Source organism: Aliarcobacter vitoriensis (genome assembly GCF_048320235.1).
In the GTDB taxonomy this organism is placed as follows: domain Bacteria; phylum Campylobacterota; class Campylobacteria; order Campylobacterales; family Arcobacteraceae; genus Aliarcobacter; species Aliarcobacter vitoriensis.
Genome location: NZ_CP182882.1, coordinates 2,335,558 through 2,352,861, shown reverse-complemented (window position 1 = coordinate 2,352,861; position 17,304 = coordinate 2,335,558). Strand labels below are relative to the sequence as shown.

The window sequence follows — 17,304 nt, the reverse complement described above, 5'->3', positions numbered from 1 at the left end:
GTTTCAAATCCAGCTTTGATGCAATTAAAAGAAGTTTTGAATAATATGGCTTATAATTTAGAGAATAATATAGATAATGTATTAAAAGTATTAGAACAATATTCAAACTATAATTATTTAAATAAAATTAATGAAAAAGGTTTAAAAGAACATTTATTAAAACTTGCAAGTGGAGTGAATCATCTTGGAGATTCAATAACTCAAATGTTAGTTGAAAATAAATCAAATGGATTAACATTAGATAAAAGTTCAAATGTACTATTAGGAAATGTAGATAAATTAAACCTAAGTTCAAATGAAGCAGCAGCTTCTTTGGAAGAGACAGCAGCAGCACTTGAAGAGATAACTTCAAATATAAGAAATAATACAAATAGTATAGCTCAAATGGCAAGTTTTTCAAAGAATGTAACACAATCAGCTTCACAAGGTGAAAATCTAGCAAATCAAACAAATGTATCAATGGATGAAATAAATGCTCAAGTTACAGCAATAAATGAAGCAATTAGTGTAATAGATCAAATAGCATTCCAGACAAATATTCTTTCATTAAATGCAGCAGTTGAAGCAGCAACAGCAGGAGAAGCTGGAAAAGGGTTCGCTGTAGTTGCACAAGAAGTAAGAAATTTAGCTTCAAGAAGTGCAGAAGCGGCAAAAGAGATAAAAGATATAGTTGAATTAGCAACATTAAAAGCAAATGAAGGTAAAGATATAGCAAATAATATGATAGAAGGATATAAAGATTTAAATTCAAATATATCACAAACTATGAATCTTATTTCAGATATACAAAATGCTTCAAATGAACAACTACTTGGCATTGAGCAAATAAATGATGCAGTAAATCAGCTAGACCAACAGACACAACAAAATGCAATGGTAGCAAGTCAAACACATGATATTGCAATAGTAACAGATGAAATTGCAAAATTAATAGTAAGTGATGCAAACGAGAAAGAGTTTATGGGGAAAAATGAAGTTAAGAGTAAAACAATAGAGAGTAACAAACGAAATAATAAAATAGAAGAAACTTCAAGAATAAAAGCTATAAAAACTACTTCAAATACAAAATCAAAAGTAGAAGTTGTAAAAGGAAGTAAAACTGATGAGTGGGAAAGCTTTTAGCTTTCTCACTTCATATTCTGAATATAGTAATAAATAGCCTCTATTTCTTCTTCAACCATAAAATATGTTGGCATAACATTTGCTTTATATATTAATTTATCGCAAACTTGATGTTTTTCAAATTTTAAATTCTCATTTTTCTTAGAATTAACTTTTTTTGAAAAATTGTTATATTCTATATATTTAATATCAGGTGCAATGATTGAACAAATATACTCTTCATCATTTTGAGTATGCTTAAAATCTACAATTTTTGCCCCTCTAGCATCATCTCCATGACAGTTGTTACAGCCTATTCCTCTTGGATTATTGTATAACATTTTTCCATACTCATATTTGGTAATAAAAGAGTTATTTATATCTAAATCATCTTTTGTAATATTCTCATCAGCAAATAAACCTAAAGCAATAAATATAATAAAAAATCTCATTTAAAACCCAAAATTATTTTGATTTTTTAAAAACCAATAAAGACTAAAAATAAGTCCTGGCGTTTTTGCTTTATTCTCATCAAAAATAAACTCATCACATTTTTCAATCGGAAGAAAAAATAGTTCTATTTGTTCATCATTTACTCCTCCACCACTATGAATTTTTTGATTTTCATTTATATTTGCAAAAAATAAGTGCTGTTTTGCTCCACTTATACCTACATTTGTAAAAAAAGATGTAATTTTTTGTAAAGAATTTATATCAACTTTATATCCACACTCTTCATCTATTTCTTCAATTGCAATCTCTTCAATAGTTTTATCTTTATCGACAAGTCCTGCACAAAGTTCATAAGTATATTTAATACTATTGTCATTTAAATAAACAGGCATTCTAAACTGTTTTACAAGTAAAAAAGATTTTTTTTCTTCATGATATAACAAAATAGATACACTATCATGACTTCTTACTGCTTCCCAACTTTTTTTAATCCCATTTAAAGTAAACCTTACACTAATTGGTTTTATGTATCTCGTCTCTTTTAGCTCTTCAATTTTTAAATCTTCAATATTGTTTTTCATAAACTTCCTATTTGAAATTATCAAATACCAATGGAGCTTTTAAATCAAGACCTCTTAAATGCTTCATAACTATTTGCAAATCATCAATATTTTTACTAGTCAATCTTATAGTATCACCTTGATTCACAGCAGTTACTTTTAGTTTTAGATTTTTAATCTCTGTTTGAATTCTTTTTGCTTCATCTTTTTCTATACTATCAATGATTTTATATATATATTTTCTATTTCCACCACTACTATCTTCTTTTTTTACTTCTTCAAGTGAATTTATAGATATTCCTCTTTTATTCATCTTTGAAATCATAATATCTAACATTGCATCTATTTTATTATCACTTGAAGATACTAAAGTAATAGTTTTTGCACCAATATTTAAATCTATTTCTTTACTAATACCTTTAAAATCATATCTATTATCTATCTCTTTTTGTGCTTGAATTACAGCATTCTTCATCTCTTGCATATCAAGTTTTGCTGAAATATCTAGTGAATGTTCTTTTACTGCCATTTTTTATCCTTTTTATTTATTTTAATTACTTATTCTGATTTTAATATACCATAAGCTAAAGTTAAATATCCAATTATAAGCAATGTTCCACCAATAGGAGTAATCGCTCCAAGAACTGGAATATTTAAAATTGTTAAAAGATATAAAGATATACTAAAAATCAATGTTCCAATAGTAATTAAATAAATTGATAATAAAATTTTTCTTGCATAAGGACGCAACATATACAAAAATGTCGCTATAAATAATCCAAATGTATTGTAAAACTGATAGGTAACTCCTGTATTATAAACCTTTAGCATGTTTTCATCTAAAATAGATTTTAATCCATGAGCACCAAAAGCTCCCAAAGCTACTGCACTAGCTAATAAAAAACTAGCAAATGCTAAAAATCTTTTTGCTTTTATATCCATAACCATTTTAAACTCCTTTTATTTTATATCAACTTCCCAAAAAAATTCAATCCAACAATTAGCTTCTTTTATATAAAAATCTGGCTTTATTAAAGCACTTTTTTTATAAAACAAAGTTGCTAATTTAAACTCAATATTTGGGTATTTATTCTTTAAAATCTCTAAAATTAGTTTCATTGTATTGCCACTATCTATAATATCATCTATTATTAATACTTTTTTTGAATTACTTAAATCTGGAATATTAAAAACATCATGACTATTTTTTTGAGTCTTTCTATCATAAGAGATTGAGTTTATTATAAATAAGTTTCTTTGATTTAGTGCTTGAGCCATTAGATGAGAAAGAGTTAATCCACCTCTTGCAATACTTAAAAAAGTATCGGCTTCAAAATTCCTACATAAATTTACTAGATTTTGTGTATCTTCTTTAAAAATTTCATAGCTATAATATAATTTATTCAAAAATATCCTTAATTTAAAAAAGATATATTATCAAGTTATAGCTTATTTTGTTTTTTAATAGAAAAATTTGTAAGAAGTTAATACTTCTTACAAACTATTTAATTATCTTGAAGTTAAAAGAATAGATAAATCTTCAGCACTTACTTGGTGGAAGTTTAGATATTTATAAACTCCATCTTTATTGCTTTCATTGATTTTTTTAGCAACTATGTCTAAATATTCTTGAACAGATGGTAATCTTCCTAAAAGTGCAGCAACAGCGGCAACTTCAGCAGAACCTAAATAAACTTTAGAATTTTTACCAAGTCTATTATCAAAGTTTCTTGTACTTGTACTAAATACTGTTGAGCCTTCACTAACTTGTGCTTGGTTACCCATACATAATGAACAACCTGGAATCTCTATTCTAGCACCTGCTGCTGCAAATGCTGCATAGTATCCCTCTTGTGTTAATTGAGCTTCATCCATTTTTGTTGGAGGAGCAATCCATAGTTTTGCTTTAGCAACACCCTCACCTTTTAATACTTCTCCTAAAGCTCTGAATAATCCTATATTTGTCATACAAGAACCTACGAATACTTCATCAATATTTTTTGGTCTATTGTCATCAGCTAAGATTTCACTTAATGTAGCAACATCATCTGGATCATTTGGACAAGCTAAAATTGGTTCTTTAATATCATCAAGGTTAATTTCAATTGTTGCTAAATATTCAGCATCAGCATCTGGCTCTAATAATTGAGGGTTTTTAATCCACTCTTTCATTTTATCAGCTCTTCTTTGTAAAGTTTTAGCGTCTTCGTAACCTTCTTCAATCATTTTTTCAATTAAAGCAATATTTGAAGATAAATATTCAATAATTGGTTCTTTATTTAATTGAACAGAACAAGCTGCAGCACTTCTTTCTGCACTTGCATCAGATAATTCAAATGCTTGTTCAACTTTTAAGTCTGGTAAACCTTGAATTTCAACAATTGTTCCAGCAAAAATATTCTTTTTATTTTTCTTAGGAACTGTTAATAATCCTTGTTTAATTGCATAATATGGAATAGCATTTACTAAATCTCTTAAAGTAATTCCTGGTTGCATATTTCCAGAGAATTTAACTAAAACTGATTCTGGCATAGTTAAAGGCATCATACCTGTAACACCTGCGAATGCGATTAATCCTGATCCAGCTGGGAATGAAATACCAATTGGGAATCTTGTATGAGAATCTCCACCAGTTCCTACAGTATCAGGTAAACATAATCTATTTAACCATGAGTGAATAACACCATCACCTGGCTTAAGTGTAACTCCACCTCTTGAATTAATGAAATCTGGTAAAGTATGTCTTAACTTAATATCTGCTGGTTTTGGGTAAGCAGCTGTATGACAAAACGATTGCATAACCATATCAGCACCAAAAGATAAAGCAGCAAGTTCTTTAATCTCATCTCTTGTCATAGGTCCAGTTGTATCTTGTGATCCAACAGTAGTTGCGATTGGTTCAACATACATACCAGGTTTTATACCTTCAACACCACAAGCTTTTCCAACCATTTTTTGTGCTTGAGTATAACCTTTTCCATTATTAGCTGGTTGTTCTGGAGCAATAAATTTATCACTAGCAGACAGTTTTAAAGCTTCTCTAGCTTTAGCTGTTAAACCTTTTCCAATGATAAGTGGAATTCTTCCACCTGCTCTCATTTCATCTGTTAAAGTATTTGGTGCAAGTTTAAATTCAGAAACAACTTTTCCATCTTTTTCAATAACACCAGCATAAGGTTTTAACACAATTACATCACCAGTATCAATAGCATCAACATTTGCTTGGATTGGTAAACATCCTGAATCTTCTGCTGTGTTAAAGAAAATTGGAGCAATTATTGAACCTATTACAACACCACCTGTTCTTTTATTTGGAACACCAGGAATATCTCTTCCCATATGCCATTGAACAGAGTTAATTCCAGATTTTCTAGAACTTCCAGTTCCAACAACATCACCAATGTAAGCTAATGGATGACCTTTTTGTTTTAATTCAATCATTTTTTCTAATGGTTTTTCCATTCTTGATTGTAACATTGCAGTTGCATGTAATGGGATATCAGCTCTTGTAAATGCAACAGTTGCAGGAGATAAATCATCTGTATTTGTTTCACCCGGAATTTTATATACAGTTAATGTAATTTCTTCTTCAAGTGCAGGTTTATTTGTAAACCATTCAGCATTTGCCCAAGACTCAATAACTTCTTTAGCTTTAGCATTTCCAGAATCCATCAATGCTTTTACATCATTAAATGAGTTATAAACTAAGATTGTATTTTTTAATTGTTCTGCAGCCGCATCAGCAACTTCAGCAATTTTTAAAGCTTCAACTAATGGTGGTACATTGTATCCTCCCATCATAGTTCCTAAAATTTCAATAGCTTCAACTTTTGAAATCACAGAACATGCTACTTTACCTTGAACAACATCATTTAAAAATGCAGCTTTAACATAAGCAGCATCATCAACACCTGGATTAATTTTATTTTTAAATAGATTCAATGCATAATCAGCATCTTCAACTTTACTAGCCTTTAATAACTCTACTAAATCAGCAGTTTGTTGAGCTGTCAAAGCTAATGGTGGTAATCCACCTTGCGAAGCTCTTTCACTCTCGTGTGCTTTATAGTCTTGTAATAAACTCATATTATCTCCTATTAAATTTTAAGAATTTGGCTAAATTATATCACAAAGCTTTAAATAAATATGTACAATTATTGTTTATAGTTGTACAAATTTATTTTTTGTAAATAAAAGTTACACTATTTTTTAAATTTGAAATTTATTATTTAAGCAACATATAAATCATAAGTTAGTTTACAAATGAGATTTTAAATTAAAATTAAAAGGCAATATATACATTGTACAATTTTTGTACAAAACAGCTTTATTTTATCGTTTTTTATATATAGTTTTTGTTAGAATTTACATAAAAAATTAAAAAGGAAAAAGATGAAGAAAACAAAAAGTATTATTTTGATAATTTTAACAGCTTTTCTATTTTCAGCTTGTACACATAAAGCTCCATATACAAATCGTTCACAAATGATATTTATGTCATCTTCAGAAGAGATGGCTTTAGGAGAAAAATCATATAAAGAAGCCTTAACTGATGTCAAAGTTATAAACAATACAAAAGATTCTCAAAGAGTTAAAAATATAGGTCAAAAAATTGCACAAGTTGCACAAAGAAGTGATTTTAAATGGGAATTTAATTTAGTAGATGATAAACAAGCTAATGCTTTTTGTTTACCTGGAGGTAAAGTTGTAGTTTATACTGGAATTTTAAAATATGCTAAAAATGATGATCAACTTGCAACTGTAATATCTCATGAAATTGCTCATGCACTCGCACGTCATGGAGCAGAAAGAGTTAGCCATAATATGATTCAACAAGGTGTTGGAATAGTTGGAAATGTTGTTTTAGGAGCATCGGCTCCACAATATCAAAATGCATTTAATCAAGCTTATGGTCTTGGTACTAACTTGGGAGTTATGCTTCCTTATGGAAGAATGCAAGAGAGTGAAGCTGATGAAATAGGAATTTATTTAATGCACAAAGCTGGATATAATGTATATGAAGCTATAAACTTTTGGCAAAATATGAGCGAAGGTAAAGAAGGTGGGAATGATTTTTTTTCAACACATCCAAGTTCATCTAAAAGAGTGGAAGATATAAGAAAAACTATTGGAAAATTAGATTCTAAAAAATAGTTTACTAGGTAGATTATAAGTTTATTAGACTTAAAATCTATCTATTTTTTTTTAAATACATCTCTTTATCAGCTGTTTCAAGTAGAGTCTTAGCATCTTCTCCATCCTTTGGATATATACTTGTTCCGAAACTAAATGATAATTCAATAATTAAATCTTTATTATAGTGAAATGGCATTTTTCCAGAAACTTCTTGTATCCTAGAAATAGTTTTTTCTAAATATTCTATTGATTCTAAGCTTTCCAATAAAACAACAAATTCATCTCCACCAAGCCTTGCAACTGTATCTTCTTCTCTTACAGTATGTTTTAAAACTTCTCCAATATGTTTTAATAACATATCACCAACATGATGTCCATAAGTATCATTTACTGCTTTAAATTTATTTAAATCAATAAAACATAAAGCAAAGAATAAATTATTCTCTATAGATTTTTCTATATTTTCATCTATTTTTTTAGTCAAATACAATCTATTTGGAAGTCCAGTTAAACTGTCATGATTAACTGCATATTCAAGTTCGCTTTCTATCTTTTTTAGATATGTAATATCTTGACAAACTATAATTTTGTCAGATGATATATCATTATTAATCTTTATAATCTCAGCATGAAAAAATATCTCTATATTATCTTTATTTTCTGCTCTTAAGATGCTACTATGACTATTTAAATCAATTTTTTTATTTCTTGAAAAAAAGTATTCTGAGAGATGTTTATTTATTAACTCTTTCTCTTCTAATCCTAGAAATGAAGTACAAGCACTATTTGCATTTTTTATAAATCCATCATTATCTATTTGAAAGCTTATAAGTTTTTCATTGATTTTATTGAAAGTTTTTTTAGTATTGTAATTGTGAAGATTTGTTTCATTCATTTTTTGAATATTTTTGAAATATTCCATAAGATTATTCTGCTGTTTCGTAAACATTGCTATAAAATATTTTTTATTTTCTATAAAACAAATTTCAACATTAATGTCATAATATATATTATTTCTAAATATCATTGGAAGATGTAAATACTCTTTTTTATCTTCATATAAGTCATTTAAACTATCTTCTAGTCCTACAAACTCCCAAAAAACTTCTCTTAAATCTGATTTCTCGCATATTTTTAAATCATATTCAATAAAATCACTCATATTTTCAACAAAATCAATAATGGCTAAATCTTTATCAAAAAGAACATAAGCTATCTTATATTTACTACAAACTATTGGTAAAATTAAATCAGTTTTCATTTAATCAAATTTCCAACAACAGTAAAATTCAAAATTTCAAATATATCATTTACACAAGTTTCATCTTTTGCTGATGTTTTAAAAACTTCAATAACATTTGAAGATAAAGATTTTATACTATTTAAATCTATCTCTTCATGTTGCAAATCACTTTTATTTAAAGCAATAAAAATAGGAGCTGTTCCAACACTTTTTTGGCAAAGTAAAATATGTTCATTTATTGAATCAAGACTCTCTTTTCTTGTTACATCAGCAACTATAATAAAAGCTTTTGAACCCATAAGATGATGAGCAAAAATTGGTTGAAAATCAGTTTTTCCTTCAATATCCCAAATCATCATAATTGATTTATGTTCTATACTATTAATATTAGAAATTAGCTCTTTTTTCGATATAGCAACACCAATACTACTTTTGTACTCTTCACTAAAGCTATTGTCCACAAATCTTCTTATAAGACTTGTTTTACCTGTACCATAATCTCCAACTAAAACTATTTTATAACTAAACATAAAAAACCTCTACTCTTTCCATTTGAAAATAACTCTTCTACCCTGCTCTTGATAATCTTCTTCTATTCCTTCTGGAATTTCATTACGACCTAAATTAACAAGTTTTTGAGATACATTTCCTTTTAGCTTCAAATATCTCATAACATTTAAAGCTCTTTGATTTACTAAAATTTCATTTCTTTCTATTGAACCTGTATGATCTCTAAATCCATAAACTTCTAAAACCAAATCATCATCTAATTTATGTAGTAAACTAATAATGTTTATAAGTTTATACTCTTGATTTGGTAAAATTTCAGAAGAGTTTAAATCAAAATGGATAACATCACTTATTTGTGGTGGGACTATTTTTATATCAAATTCCAACTTTTCTAAGCCTTCAACCAAAGAGAATTGACTTTCAACATATTTTTTCTCGTTTTTACTAATAACAGAACCTGTAACTTTAAGATTTGGATAATCATAAATATAGCCTATCTTATTACCATCTTTTTGATTTAATGCCATTCTTAAATATGTTATTTTGTCATAAATATCTTTTGGATTGTTTATATATTCAATAACTTGAATATTATTTTCTAATTTATTTACATTTGGTAACTCTTTTAAAGAGTTAAAAGCAATATCTTTATAAAAAGTATTTGGAACAACGCCATTTATAAAAATATCTCTATTTTTTACACTAACTTCTAATCTATAAATAGTAAGTTCTGGATTTTTATACAAAATCTCATTTGCTTTTTTCTCTAAATTAGTATCAATAATGTATAAATATATAAAATATCCAATAGCTGATAGTATAGATAATGGAACAATATAAATTATAGGATGAATACTTTTGTGTTCTTCTATATACTCTTCATAATTCATTAATGGTAATAAAATTTCATTTATTTTATCTATTGATAGATTGGCTAAATTTCCATCAAATTCTCTTATTTTTGAACCATATTTTGATACAACTAAAGCTAAAGATTCATCAAGTTTTCTATATACATCTTTTGTTACAACACCATCAACAATAGCTGCTAAATAGCAACTCGTACTACTTTCTATTACAATTTTACTTCCACCGTAATCAATAGTATTTAACTCTTTATTTTCATCATTTTTTTCAACCCAATCATTCACAAAACTTCTGATAGCTGTAAGCATAGAAGCAACCATTTCTGGTTCAGTTATATTGCTATTTTTGTTTTCTAAAGTTGTCAAAACAACTCCACTATTTTTGTCTATTAAAAAAAGTGTTTTTATATAAGCTTTTGTACTCTCTTTTATCAAAAGCTCAGTTTCACTAACACCTTTTGCTTTTGCTCGTATCTTTCTACTTATTGCTTTAAAAGAAAATCTATTTCTGATTTGATTATTAATAGAATTTATCATATCTTCAAAAGTTCTAGTTACATATTTAGTAAGCATATTTCCTATAATTGGATATAAACTATCGACAACATCATCTCTTGAAGATTTAATATTGTCTTTTATGGCTGTTGTTACAACAGGAGATATTTTTTGTTTGATATGTTCACTACTATTTGATTCAAATTCAAGCTTTTCAATCTGTTTTTTAAGTTCATCAAAATCTTCAAGCTCTTTTTTTAATAAAAGCTCTTTCAATCGTTGTAGTTCATTCATATCTTAACTTATTCTTTTGGTTCTTCTATTAAGTTTAACTGGCTTTGAATGTTATTTCCTTTTATTCTTAAAGCTGCTTCCATCATAATTTCAGCAGCATCATCTCTTGAAAGTTTAATATTATTCATTTGAGCCAATTTATCTTCAATAAATTCAAAAACTTCAAGTTTCAAAAAGTTTAACTCTTCACTTAAAGATTTTTTACTATCGCTTTGGTCTTTTGTAAGTTGTTCTATTTTTACACCTATTTCTTCATTTAATAGATCTATATTATGTTGAATTCTTTTTTCTTGTTTTAAATTACCATCTTTTATATCTGCAAACTCATCTTGCTGAGTTGTTGTTAGGTTTTTAATTCTTTTTGATATTAATTCAACTTCATTTTCAAGTTTTTGATTAAACTCTTTTTGGCTAAACTCAATTTTTGATTTTAAATCATCAAAAGATCTTTTAATATCAACTTCAAGCTTTTCAAATCTTTTATTTAGTTCTCTTGATTGAGAACCAAATAAAATTTCTCTTATTTGGTCAACATTTCCTAATTCACCAGTAGTTTCACCTATGTTTTTTTGATTTTCATTCATTTTCATCTCCTAAAATAGCTTACGCAATATTTGTATAAACAGCTTGAACATCATCGTCATCTTCAAGTTTTTCTATTAGTTTTCCTATATCTTCTTGTTGTTCTTCACTAAACTCTTGAGGATTATTTGGAATTCTTTTTAATTCAGCTTTTGTTAAAGCAATACCAAGTTCTTCAAACTTATTATTCATATTTCCAAAGTCTGTATAGTTTGCATAAGCCAAACATAAACCATCTTCTTCTTCAAGCTCTTCAAGTCCAGCATCTATTAATTCCATTTCTAAATCTTCAAGCTCATAATTTTCTGGTTTATTAAACTCAAAAATAGCTTTTCTATCAAAGAAAAACTCTAAAGAACCAGTAGGTACAACTTGTCCTTGTGTTTTGTTAAAATACATTTTTACATTTGCTACTGTTCTAGTATTATTATCTGTTGCTGTTTCAACAAAAATCAAAACTCCATGAGGACCTTTTCCTTCAAAGTTTACTTCACTAAAATTTGCTGCATCTTTTCCAGTTGCTCTTTTTATAGCTGCATCAATATTAGCTTTTGGCATATTTTCAGCTTTAGCATTTAAAATCGCTGTTCTTAAAGCTGAATTCATCTCTGGATCTGGAACTCCTGTTTTTGCTGCTACTTCTATTGCTCTTGCCAATTTTGGGAAAACTCTTGACATATTTCCCCATCTTTTCATTTTAGCTGCTTTTCTATACTCAAAGGCTCTACCCATAAATTACTCCAAAATCTATTTTTTAAAATTTAATTCTATTATATCTTTTTTAAAATTATTATATACTAAACCAAAGAAAAAAAAGCATCATTAAAGTTATCTTCTATTAAATTTCTATATAATATCGCTTTATTTTAAAGGATATGGTATGAAAAAACTAATTCTTATAATGTTTTTTACACTATTAAGTTTTGCAAATGAGCCAATAAACAATGATTTTCCAGAAGAATTTGATTCTGAATTTTCTTCAAAAACTGAAGATATTTTTGACCCATTAAGTGGTTATAATAGAACTATGACTTCTTTTAACGATGGATTTTACTCTTATGTTTTAACTCCTGTTTCAAAAGGTTACGCATATGTTGTACCAAAACCTGCAAGAACAGGTATAAACAACTTTTTTACAAATTTAATGTTCCCAGTAAGATTTGTAAATAACCTTTTACAATTTAAATTTCAAAATGCTTCAGAAGAAATGGGAAGATTTTTTATAAATACAATTTGGGGAATTGGTGGATTTATGGACCCAGCAACAGATGTAATAGGTATGAAAATCCATAGAGAAGATTTTGGGCAAACACTTGGGTATTGGGGTATTGGAGATGGCTTTCCAGTTGTTTTACCATTTATAGGTCCTTCAAATCTAAGAGATATGGTTGGACTAACAGGAGATTTTATAGTGTCACCTACAAGTCAACTAGGTCATAATACTTTAGATTATAAAATTCCACAAAACACTCTTCAAGAGTTAGGTATAGATACTGTTTATAAAGTAAATGAGTATTCATTTAACCCTAATTTTTATGAAGTAATAAAAAAAGATGCTTTAGATTTATATCCATATTTAAGAGATGTTTATAAGCAAAAAAGAACTAAAGAGATAGAGGAATAGAATAATGAAAAAATATTTTTTGAAAATTGCACTTATAATAACAATTATATCTTCAAATGCTTTTGCATTAAAAAAAGATGATATACAAGAAGAAATGTCGAAAAAAATCGATAGTGTTTTAGTAGTATTAAAGAATAAAGATTTAAATTTTGAAGATAAAAAAACAGAAATTATAAATATAGTTGATGATGCTTTTGATTTTGAACTTATGGCAAAAATTGCGTTAGGCAAAGATGCTTGGGAAAGTATAGATGAACAAAAACAAGATGCATTTGTTAAAGTTTTTGAAGAGAAGCTAAAAAAGTCTTATAGTGAAAAACTTGAACTTTACAATGACCAAAAAGTAAAAATCATATCTTTAGAACCATATAATAAAACGAGACTTCAATTAAAAACTCAACTTGTTGGTAAAGATGGAAATTATGATGTAAATTACAATTTTTATGAAAAAGATAAAGAGTGGTATATTTATGACATTGATTTGGTTGGTGTAAGTATCATTCAAACTTATAGACAACAGTTTGCAGGATTGTTAAAAGAGAAATCTTTTGATGAAATGTTTGAACAATTTAAAAACCAATAATTCTTATGGTAAAAAGGCTTTACGATACCTTTATTTTTAGGTATCCTTTTTTAGTTTTACTTCTTGTAGCTTCTTTTATTGCAACGTTAGGATACTATTCTAGTAAAGTACAAATAGATGCAAGTGCGGAAACACTTTTGCTTGAAGATGATGAAGATTTAAGATTTTTTAGAGAAGTTTATAAAAAATATGAAAATTCAAATTTTCTAATAGTAACTTTCTCTCCAAATGATGACCTTTTAAGTGAAAAATCTTTAGATACTATTAAAAAAATATCTTCAGATTTTGAACAAGTTGAAAATATTACAAAAGTTGATTCAATATTAACCGTTCCACTTTTACAATCTCCAATTCGCCCTATTTCTGATTTAGTTGCTGGTGTTGATAACTTACAAACAGGAGAATTTGATAAAAATCTTGTAAAAAATGAGTTTTTAACTTCACCTTTATATAAAAATGCTCTTGTAAGTTCTGATTTTAAAACAACTGCAATTATTTTAAATCTAAAAGATGATAATAAATATTTTGAATTTTTAGATAAAAGAAATGCTCTTTTAGAGAAACAAAAAAATGGAACTATAACAAAGAATGAAGAAAAAGAGTTGGAAACAACTATTGTTGAATTCAAAAAATTTAGAGATATTTTAAGACAAAATGACAAAAAAAATATCGAAAAAATAAGAGAAATTATTAAAAATTATGATAACGAAGCAAAAATATTCCTTGGTGGAGTAAATATGATATCATCGGATGTTATAGGATTTGTTAAAAGTGATTTACTTATTTATGGTTTGAGCCTTATCATAATATTTATTTTTATTCTTTGGTATATTTTTAGAAGAGCAAGATGGGTTTTCATACCACTTTTAATATGTTTTATATCTATCATCTCAACTGGTGGGGTTTTAGGATTTTTTGATTGGGAAGTTACAGTAATATCTTCAAACTTTGTAGCACTTCAGCTAATAATTACTATGTCAATAGTTATTCATCTAATAGAAAGATATAGAGAGTTATTTTTCAAATATAAAAAAGCAAATCAATATAAACTTGTGATGAACACCGTTTTATCAAAATTAATTCCTTGTTCTTTAGCTATTATTACAACTGTTGTAGGTTTTGGTTCTCTTGTATTATCAAATATAGAACCAGTTATAAATCTTGGACTTATGATGAGTTTAGGAATAGTTATATCATTGATTATATCTTTTATTGTTTTTCCAATTATTTTAATTCTTATTGGTAAAAAAGATGAATTTGACAAATCTGATAGAAAATTCTCTTTTATAAATAAATGTTCAAAAATAGTTGAGAATAATGGAAAAGCTATCATAGTTGTAAGTATTATAACTGTTGTTTTCTCTATTATAGGGGCTTCAAAACTTTTTGTTGAAAATAGTTTTATAAACTACTTTAAAAAATCAACTGAAATTTATAAAGGAATGATAGTTATAGATGAAAATTTAGGTGGAACTACTCCACTTGATATAATTATCAAATTTAGAAATGATGAAATACAAGAAAAAATAATTGTTAATAATAGTGATTTTGATGACTTTGAAAATGAATTTATCTTATCAAAAGATGATAAACAATACTGGTTTACTCAAGATAAAATGGAAACTATTATGGCTGTACATGACTATTTAGAAGCAATTCCTGAAATAGGCAAAGTACAATCTTTAGCAACATTACTAAAAATTGGTAAAACTCTAAATAATGGTCAAGATTTAGACGGTATAACTTTAGCTTTAATTTACAATCAACTTCCAGAAGAGTATAAACAACTAATATTATCTCCTTATGTAAATATAGATGCAAATGAAGCAAGAGTTACGATGAGAATTATAGACTCAAATCCAGATCTAAGAAGAGATGAATTACTACATAAAATAAATAAAGATTTGGAAAATATAATCACAAATAAAGAAACGACATATAGATTATCAAATCTTATGGTTTTGTATAACAATATGTTACAATCACTTTTTGAGTCGCAAGCTTCAACTTTTGGTGCTTCACTATTTGTTTTATCAATTATGTTCTTTTTGATTTTTAGATTATCAAAAGTTGTTTTTATAGCAATAGTATCAAATCTTATACCTATTTCATTGGTTTTTGGTATTATGGGATGGCTAGGAATTCCTCTTGATATTATGACTATTACAATAGCAGCTATTGCTTTGGGAATAGCAGTTGATGATACAATTCACTTTATTCATAGATTTGAAGTTGAGTACAAATTTGACCATAACTATATGAACGCTATAAAAAGAGCCCATGAAGGGATTGGACATGCAATGTACTATACCACTATTATTATAGTAATAGGGTTTTCTATTTTAACACTTTCAAATCTTATTCCTACAATATACTTTGGTCTTCTAACAGGAATTGTAATGATTAGCGTTTTAGTTGCTGATTTATTGTTATTACCAAAAATGTTACTAATGTTAAAACCATATAATAAAAAGGAGAAAAAATAATGAATCTAGCAATTTATTGTGGTTCTGCATTTGGAAATAGCAAAATTTATGAAGAACAAGCTATTCTTCTTGCAAAAAAATTAGCCAAAAATAATATTAATATTGTTTATGGTGGAAGTAAACAAGGAATTATGGGAATCATATCAAATGAATCTTTGAAACTAAACAATAATGTTATTGGTGTTATAACTTTTGATTTAGCATCAAAAGAGTTAGAAAATGAAAATTTATCAACTATTTTTAAAGTTGAAACAATAAATCAAAGAAAAGCAAAAATGGAAGAGTTAAGCGATGGATTTATAGCACTTCCAGGAGGATATGGAACTTTTGATGAAATATTCGATGTAATAAGTTCTGCACAAATTGGTTATCATAAAAAACCATGTGCATTTTTAAATATAAATGGTTATTATGACAAACTAAAAGAGTTTTTAGAAAATTGTACAAAAGAAGGTTTTATCAAACAAGAACATGTTGATATGCTAATATTTAGTGATAATATTGATGATTTATTAAAACAAATTTTAGATTATAAAGCTCCAAAAGCAAAATGGGAAAAGTAAAATAGGATAAAACTTATCTTATTTACTTTTTATTAATAGTTTATTTAGGAAGAGTTAATTGTGAATGGTTATAATTCTTTCATAAGTTAATAAATTTAACTTTTTTCTCCTCCTATAACAGAAAAAGGAAGCTTTAAAAGCTTCCTTTTTTTATACTCAAATTTATGGAAATTAGATGAAAAAATATATTCTTTTTGATAACGATGGTGTTTTAGTTGAAACGGAAAAATGGTATTTTGAAGCAAATAAAAAATCTCTTGCTATTTTAGGATTAAATCTTGAAATGGATTTTTATCAAGATATTATGACAAAAGGTGGAAGTGCTTTTGAATTAGCAGAACTTCACAATATTGATAAAGATACAATAAAAAAGCATAGAAACATAAGAGATATATTCTATCAAGAATTTTTACAAACAAAAGATATTAAAATACCAAAAGTAAAAAAAATATTAAATGATCTATCAAAAAAATATAAAATGGCGATTATTACAACATCAAGAAGAGTTGATTTCGAACTAATTCACAAAAATAGTGGAATTGTAGATTTTATGGATTTTGTTCTTTGTGTAGAAGATTATAAAAAAGCAAAACCAAATCCAGAACCATATTTAAAAGGTTTAGAAAAATTTGCTTCTAAAGATTATGAAGCAATTGTTGTTGAAGATTCGCAAAGAGGATTAACATCTGCTGTAAGAGCAAATATAGATTGTATTGTCGTAAAAAATGAATTCACAGCGTCTCAGGACTTTTCACAAGCAAAATATTTTATAAATACTTTAGAAGAAATAGAAAATATATTATAAGTT

General features: G+C 26.9%; 17 protein-coding genes and 1 pseudogene. 7 read left to right on the top strand and 11 right to left on the bottom strand.

The features are described 5' to 3' along the window. Positions 1 to 426: 426 nt before the first annotated feature. Positions 427 to 1,122 (top strand): annotated as a pseudogene (locus tag ACNSOS_RS11675) (methyl-accepting chemotaxis protein); the annotation flags it as partial. A gap of 5 nt (positions 1,123 to 1,127) precedes the next feature. Here ACNSOS_RS11675 and ACNSOS_RS11670 read toward each other — a convergent pair. The 6 genes from ACNSOS_RS11670 to ACNSOS_RS11645 all read right to left on the bottom strand — a co-directional run bounded on the left by ACNSOS_RS11670 (position 1,128) and on the right by ACNSOS_RS11645 (position 6,200). Beyond that, positions 1,128 to 1,553: a c-type cytochrome gene (locus tag ACNSOS_RS11670; RefSeq protein WP_113893975.1), complete on the bottom strand. Its 426-nt coding sequence runs from the start codon at positions 1,551 to 1,553 to the stop codon at positions 1,128 to 1,130. Continuing rightward, positions 1,554 to 2,135 (bottom strand): NUDIX domain-containing protein, encoded by a 582-nt coding sequence (locus tag ACNSOS_RS11665; RefSeq protein WP_418185431.1) that lies wholly within the window; start codon positions 2,133 to 2,135, stop codon positions 1,554 to 1,556. A gap of 7 nt (positions 2,136 to 2,142) precedes the next feature. Further along, on the bottom strand, positions 2,143 to 2,643 hold the full coding sequence (locus ACNSOS_RS11660) for a YajQ family cyclic di-GMP-binding protein (RefSeq protein WP_113893979.1): 501 nt from the start codon (positions 2,641 to 2,643) through the stop codon (positions 2,143 to 2,145). A 29-nt stretch (positions 2,644 to 2,672) separates the two neighbouring features. Continuing rightward, the gene (locus ACNSOS_RS11655; protein ID WP_418185430.1) at positions 2,673 to 3,062 is read right to left on the bottom strand and encodes a DUF423 domain-containing protein; all 390 of its coding nucleotides are present in this window, start codon (positions 3,060 to 3,062) and stop codon (positions 2,673 to 2,675) included. A gap of 12 nt (positions 3,063 to 3,074) precedes the next feature. Next, positions 3,075 to 3,521, bottom strand: coding sequence for a phosphoribosyltransferase (locus ACNSOS_RS11650; protein WP_418185429.1), 447 nt, complete (start codon positions 3,519 to 3,521; stop codon positions 3,075 to 3,077). Positions 3,522 to 3,623: 102 nt separating this feature from the next. Next, positions 3,624 to 6,200, bottom strand: a complete 2,577-nt coding sequence (locus ACNSOS_RS11645; protein WP_418185428.1) for a bifunctional aconitate hydratase 2/2-methylisocitrate dehydratase — start codon at positions 6,198 to 6,200, stop codon at positions 3,624 to 3,626. A 306-nt stretch (positions 6,201 to 6,506) separates the two neighbouring features. Here ACNSOS_RS11645 and ACNSOS_RS11640 point away from each other — a divergent pair, with 306 nt between their 5' ends. Beyond that, positions 6,507 to 7,268, top strand: a complete 762-nt coding sequence (locus tag ACNSOS_RS11640; RefSeq protein ID WP_418185427.1) for a M48 family metallopeptidase — start codon at positions 6,507 to 6,509, stop codon at positions 7,266 to 7,268. A 37-nt stretch (positions 7,269 to 7,305) separates the two neighbouring features. Here the strand turns inward: ACNSOS_RS11640 and ACNSOS_RS11635 are convergent, their stop codons facing one another. The 5 genes from ACNSOS_RS11635 to ACNSOS_RS11615 are packed head-to-tail and all read right to left on the bottom strand — an operon-like array spanning position 7,306 to position 11,972. Further along, positions 7,306 to 8,511: a diguanylate cyclase domain-containing protein gene (locus ACNSOS_RS11635; protein WP_418185426.1), complete on the bottom strand. Its 1,206-nt coding sequence runs from the start codon at positions 8,509 to 8,511 to the stop codon at positions 7,306 to 7,308. Continuing rightward, positions 8,508 to 9,023, bottom strand: a complete 516-nt coding sequence (locus tag ACNSOS_RS11630) for a Rab family GTPase (protein WP_113910272.1) — start codon at positions 9,021 to 9,023, stop codon at positions 8,508 to 8,510. Before ACNSOS_RS11630 ends, ACNSOS_RS11635 begins: the two co-directional genes overlap by 4 nt. Before the next feature lie 9 nt (positions 9,024 to 9,032). After that, a complete protein-coding gene (locus tag ACNSOS_RS11625; protein ID WP_418185425.1) occupies positions 9,033 to 10,658 on the bottom strand; it encodes an OmpA family protein in 1,626 nt (541 codons plus the stop codon). Between the two features lie 8 nt (positions 10,659 to 10,666). Then, positions 10,667 to 11,242 carry a hypothetical protein gene (locus tag ACNSOS_RS11620; RefSeq protein ID WP_113893995.1) on the bottom strand — a complete coding sequence of 192 codons (576 nt, stop codon included), beginning with the start codon at positions 11,240 to 11,242 and terminating at the stop codon, positions 10,667 to 10,669. Positions 11,243 to 11,261: 19 nt separating this feature from the next. Further along, positions 11,262 to 11,972: a YebC/PmpR family DNA-binding transcriptional regulator gene (locus tag ACNSOS_RS11615; RefSeq protein ID WP_113893997.1), complete on the bottom strand. Its 711-nt coding sequence runs from the start codon at positions 11,970 to 11,972 to the stop codon at positions 11,262 to 11,264. A gap of 148 nt (positions 11,973 to 12,120) precedes the next feature. On the opposite strand from ACNSOS_RS11615, the gene ACNSOS_RS11610 reads away from it, so the two are divergent. From ACNSOS_RS11610 to ACNSOS_RS11590, 5 genes are all read left to right on the top strand, one after another. Next, entirely contained in the window at positions 12,121 to 12,864 is a 744-nt protein-coding gene (locus ACNSOS_RS11610) for a VacJ family lipoprotein (protein WP_418185424.1), read from the top strand. 4 nt (positions 12,865 to 12,868) lie between these two features. Further along, entirely contained in the window at positions 12,869 to 13,447 is a 579-nt protein-coding gene (locus ACNSOS_RS11605; protein WP_418185423.1) for an ABC transporter substrate-binding protein, read from the top strand. Positions 13,448 to 13,452: 5 nt separating this feature from the next. Next, positions 13,453 to 15,933: an efflux RND transporter permease subunit gene (locus tag ACNSOS_RS11600; RefSeq protein ID WP_418185422.1), complete on the top strand. Its 2,481-nt coding sequence runs from the start codon at positions 13,453 to 13,455 to the stop codon at positions 15,931 to 15,933. After that, the gene (locus ACNSOS_RS11595; protein WP_418185421.1) at positions 15,933 to 16,496 is read left to right on the top strand and encodes a TIGR00730 family Rossman fold protein; all 564 of its coding nucleotides are present in this window, start codon (positions 15,933 to 15,935) and stop codon (positions 16,494 to 16,496) included. Before ACNSOS_RS11600 ends, ACNSOS_RS11595 begins: the two co-directional genes overlap by 1 nt. A gap of 175 nt (positions 16,497 to 16,671) precedes the next feature. After that, positions 16,672 to 17,301 (top strand): HAD family hydrolase, encoded by a 630-nt coding sequence (locus ACNSOS_RS11590; RefSeq protein ID WP_418185420.1) that lies wholly within the window; start codon positions 16,672 to 16,674, stop codon positions 17,299 to 17,301. Positions 17,302 to 17,304: the final 3 nt, after the last annotated feature.

Bases quoted from the DNA above. Each gene is read 5' to 3' on its own strand.
- ACNSOS_RS11605 (WP_418185423.1), top strand. From the start codon at position 12,869: ATGAAAAAATATTTTTTGAAAATTGCACTTATAATAACAATTATATCT.
- ACNSOS_RS11615 (WP_113893997.1), bottom strand. From the start codon at position 11,972: ATGGGTAGAGCCTTTGAGTATAGAAAAGCAGCTAAAATGAAAAGATGG.
- ACNSOS_RS11630 (WP_113910272.1), bottom strand. From the start codon at position 9,023: ATGTTTAGTTATAAAATAGTTTTAGTTGGAGATTATGGTACAGGTAAA.
- ACNSOS_RS11610 (WP_418185424.1), top strand. From the start codon at position 12,121: ATGAAAAAACTAATTCTTATAATGTTTTTTACACTATTAAGTTTTGCA.
- ACNSOS_RS11655 (WP_418185430.1), bottom strand. From the start codon at position 3,062: ATGGTTATGGATATAAAAGCAAAAAGATTTTTAGCATTTGCTAGTTTT.
- ACNSOS_RS11600 (WP_418185422.1), top strand. From the start codon at position 13,453: ATGGTAAAAAGGCTTTACGATACCTTTATTTTTAGGTATCCTTTTTTA.
- ACNSOS_RS11640 (WP_418185427.1), top strand. From the start codon at position 6,507: ATGAAGAAAACAAAAAGTATTATTTTGATAATTTTAACAGCTTTTCTA.
- ACNSOS_RS11590 (WP_418185420.1), top strand. From the start codon at position 16,672: ATGAAAAAATATATTCTTTTTGATAACGATGGTGTTTTAGTTGAAACG.
- ACNSOS_RS11660 (WP_113893979.1), bottom strand. From the start codon at position 2,643: ATGGCAGTAAAAGAACATTCACTAGATATTTCAGCAAAACTTGATATG.
- ACNSOS_RS11625 (WP_418185425.1), bottom strand. From the start codon at position 10,658: ATGAATGAACTACAACGATTGAAAGAGCTTTTATTAAAAAAAGAGCTT.
- ACNSOS_RS11595 (WP_418185421.1), top strand. From the start codon at position 15,933: ATGAATCTAGCAATTTATTGTGGTTCTGCATTTGGAAATAGCAAAATT.
- ACNSOS_RS11670 (WP_113893975.1), bottom strand. From the start codon at position 1,553: ATGAGATTTTTTATTATATTTATTGCTTTAGGTTTATTTGCTGATGAG.
- ACNSOS_RS11645 (WP_418185428.1), bottom strand. From the start codon at position 6,200: ATGAGTTTATTACAAGACTATAAAGCACACGAGAGTGAAAGAGCTTCG.
- ACNSOS_RS11635 (WP_418185426.1), bottom strand. From the start codon at position 8,511: ATGAAAACTGATTTAATTTTACCAATAGTTTGTAGTAAATATAAGATA.
- ACNSOS_RS11620 (WP_113893995.1), bottom strand. From the start codon at position 11,242: ATGAATGAAAATCAAAAAAACATAGGTGAAACTACTGGTGAATTAGGA.
- ACNSOS_RS11665 (WP_418185431.1), bottom strand. From the start codon at position 2,135: ATGAAAAACAATATTGAAGATTTAAAAATTGAAGAGCTAAAAGAGACG.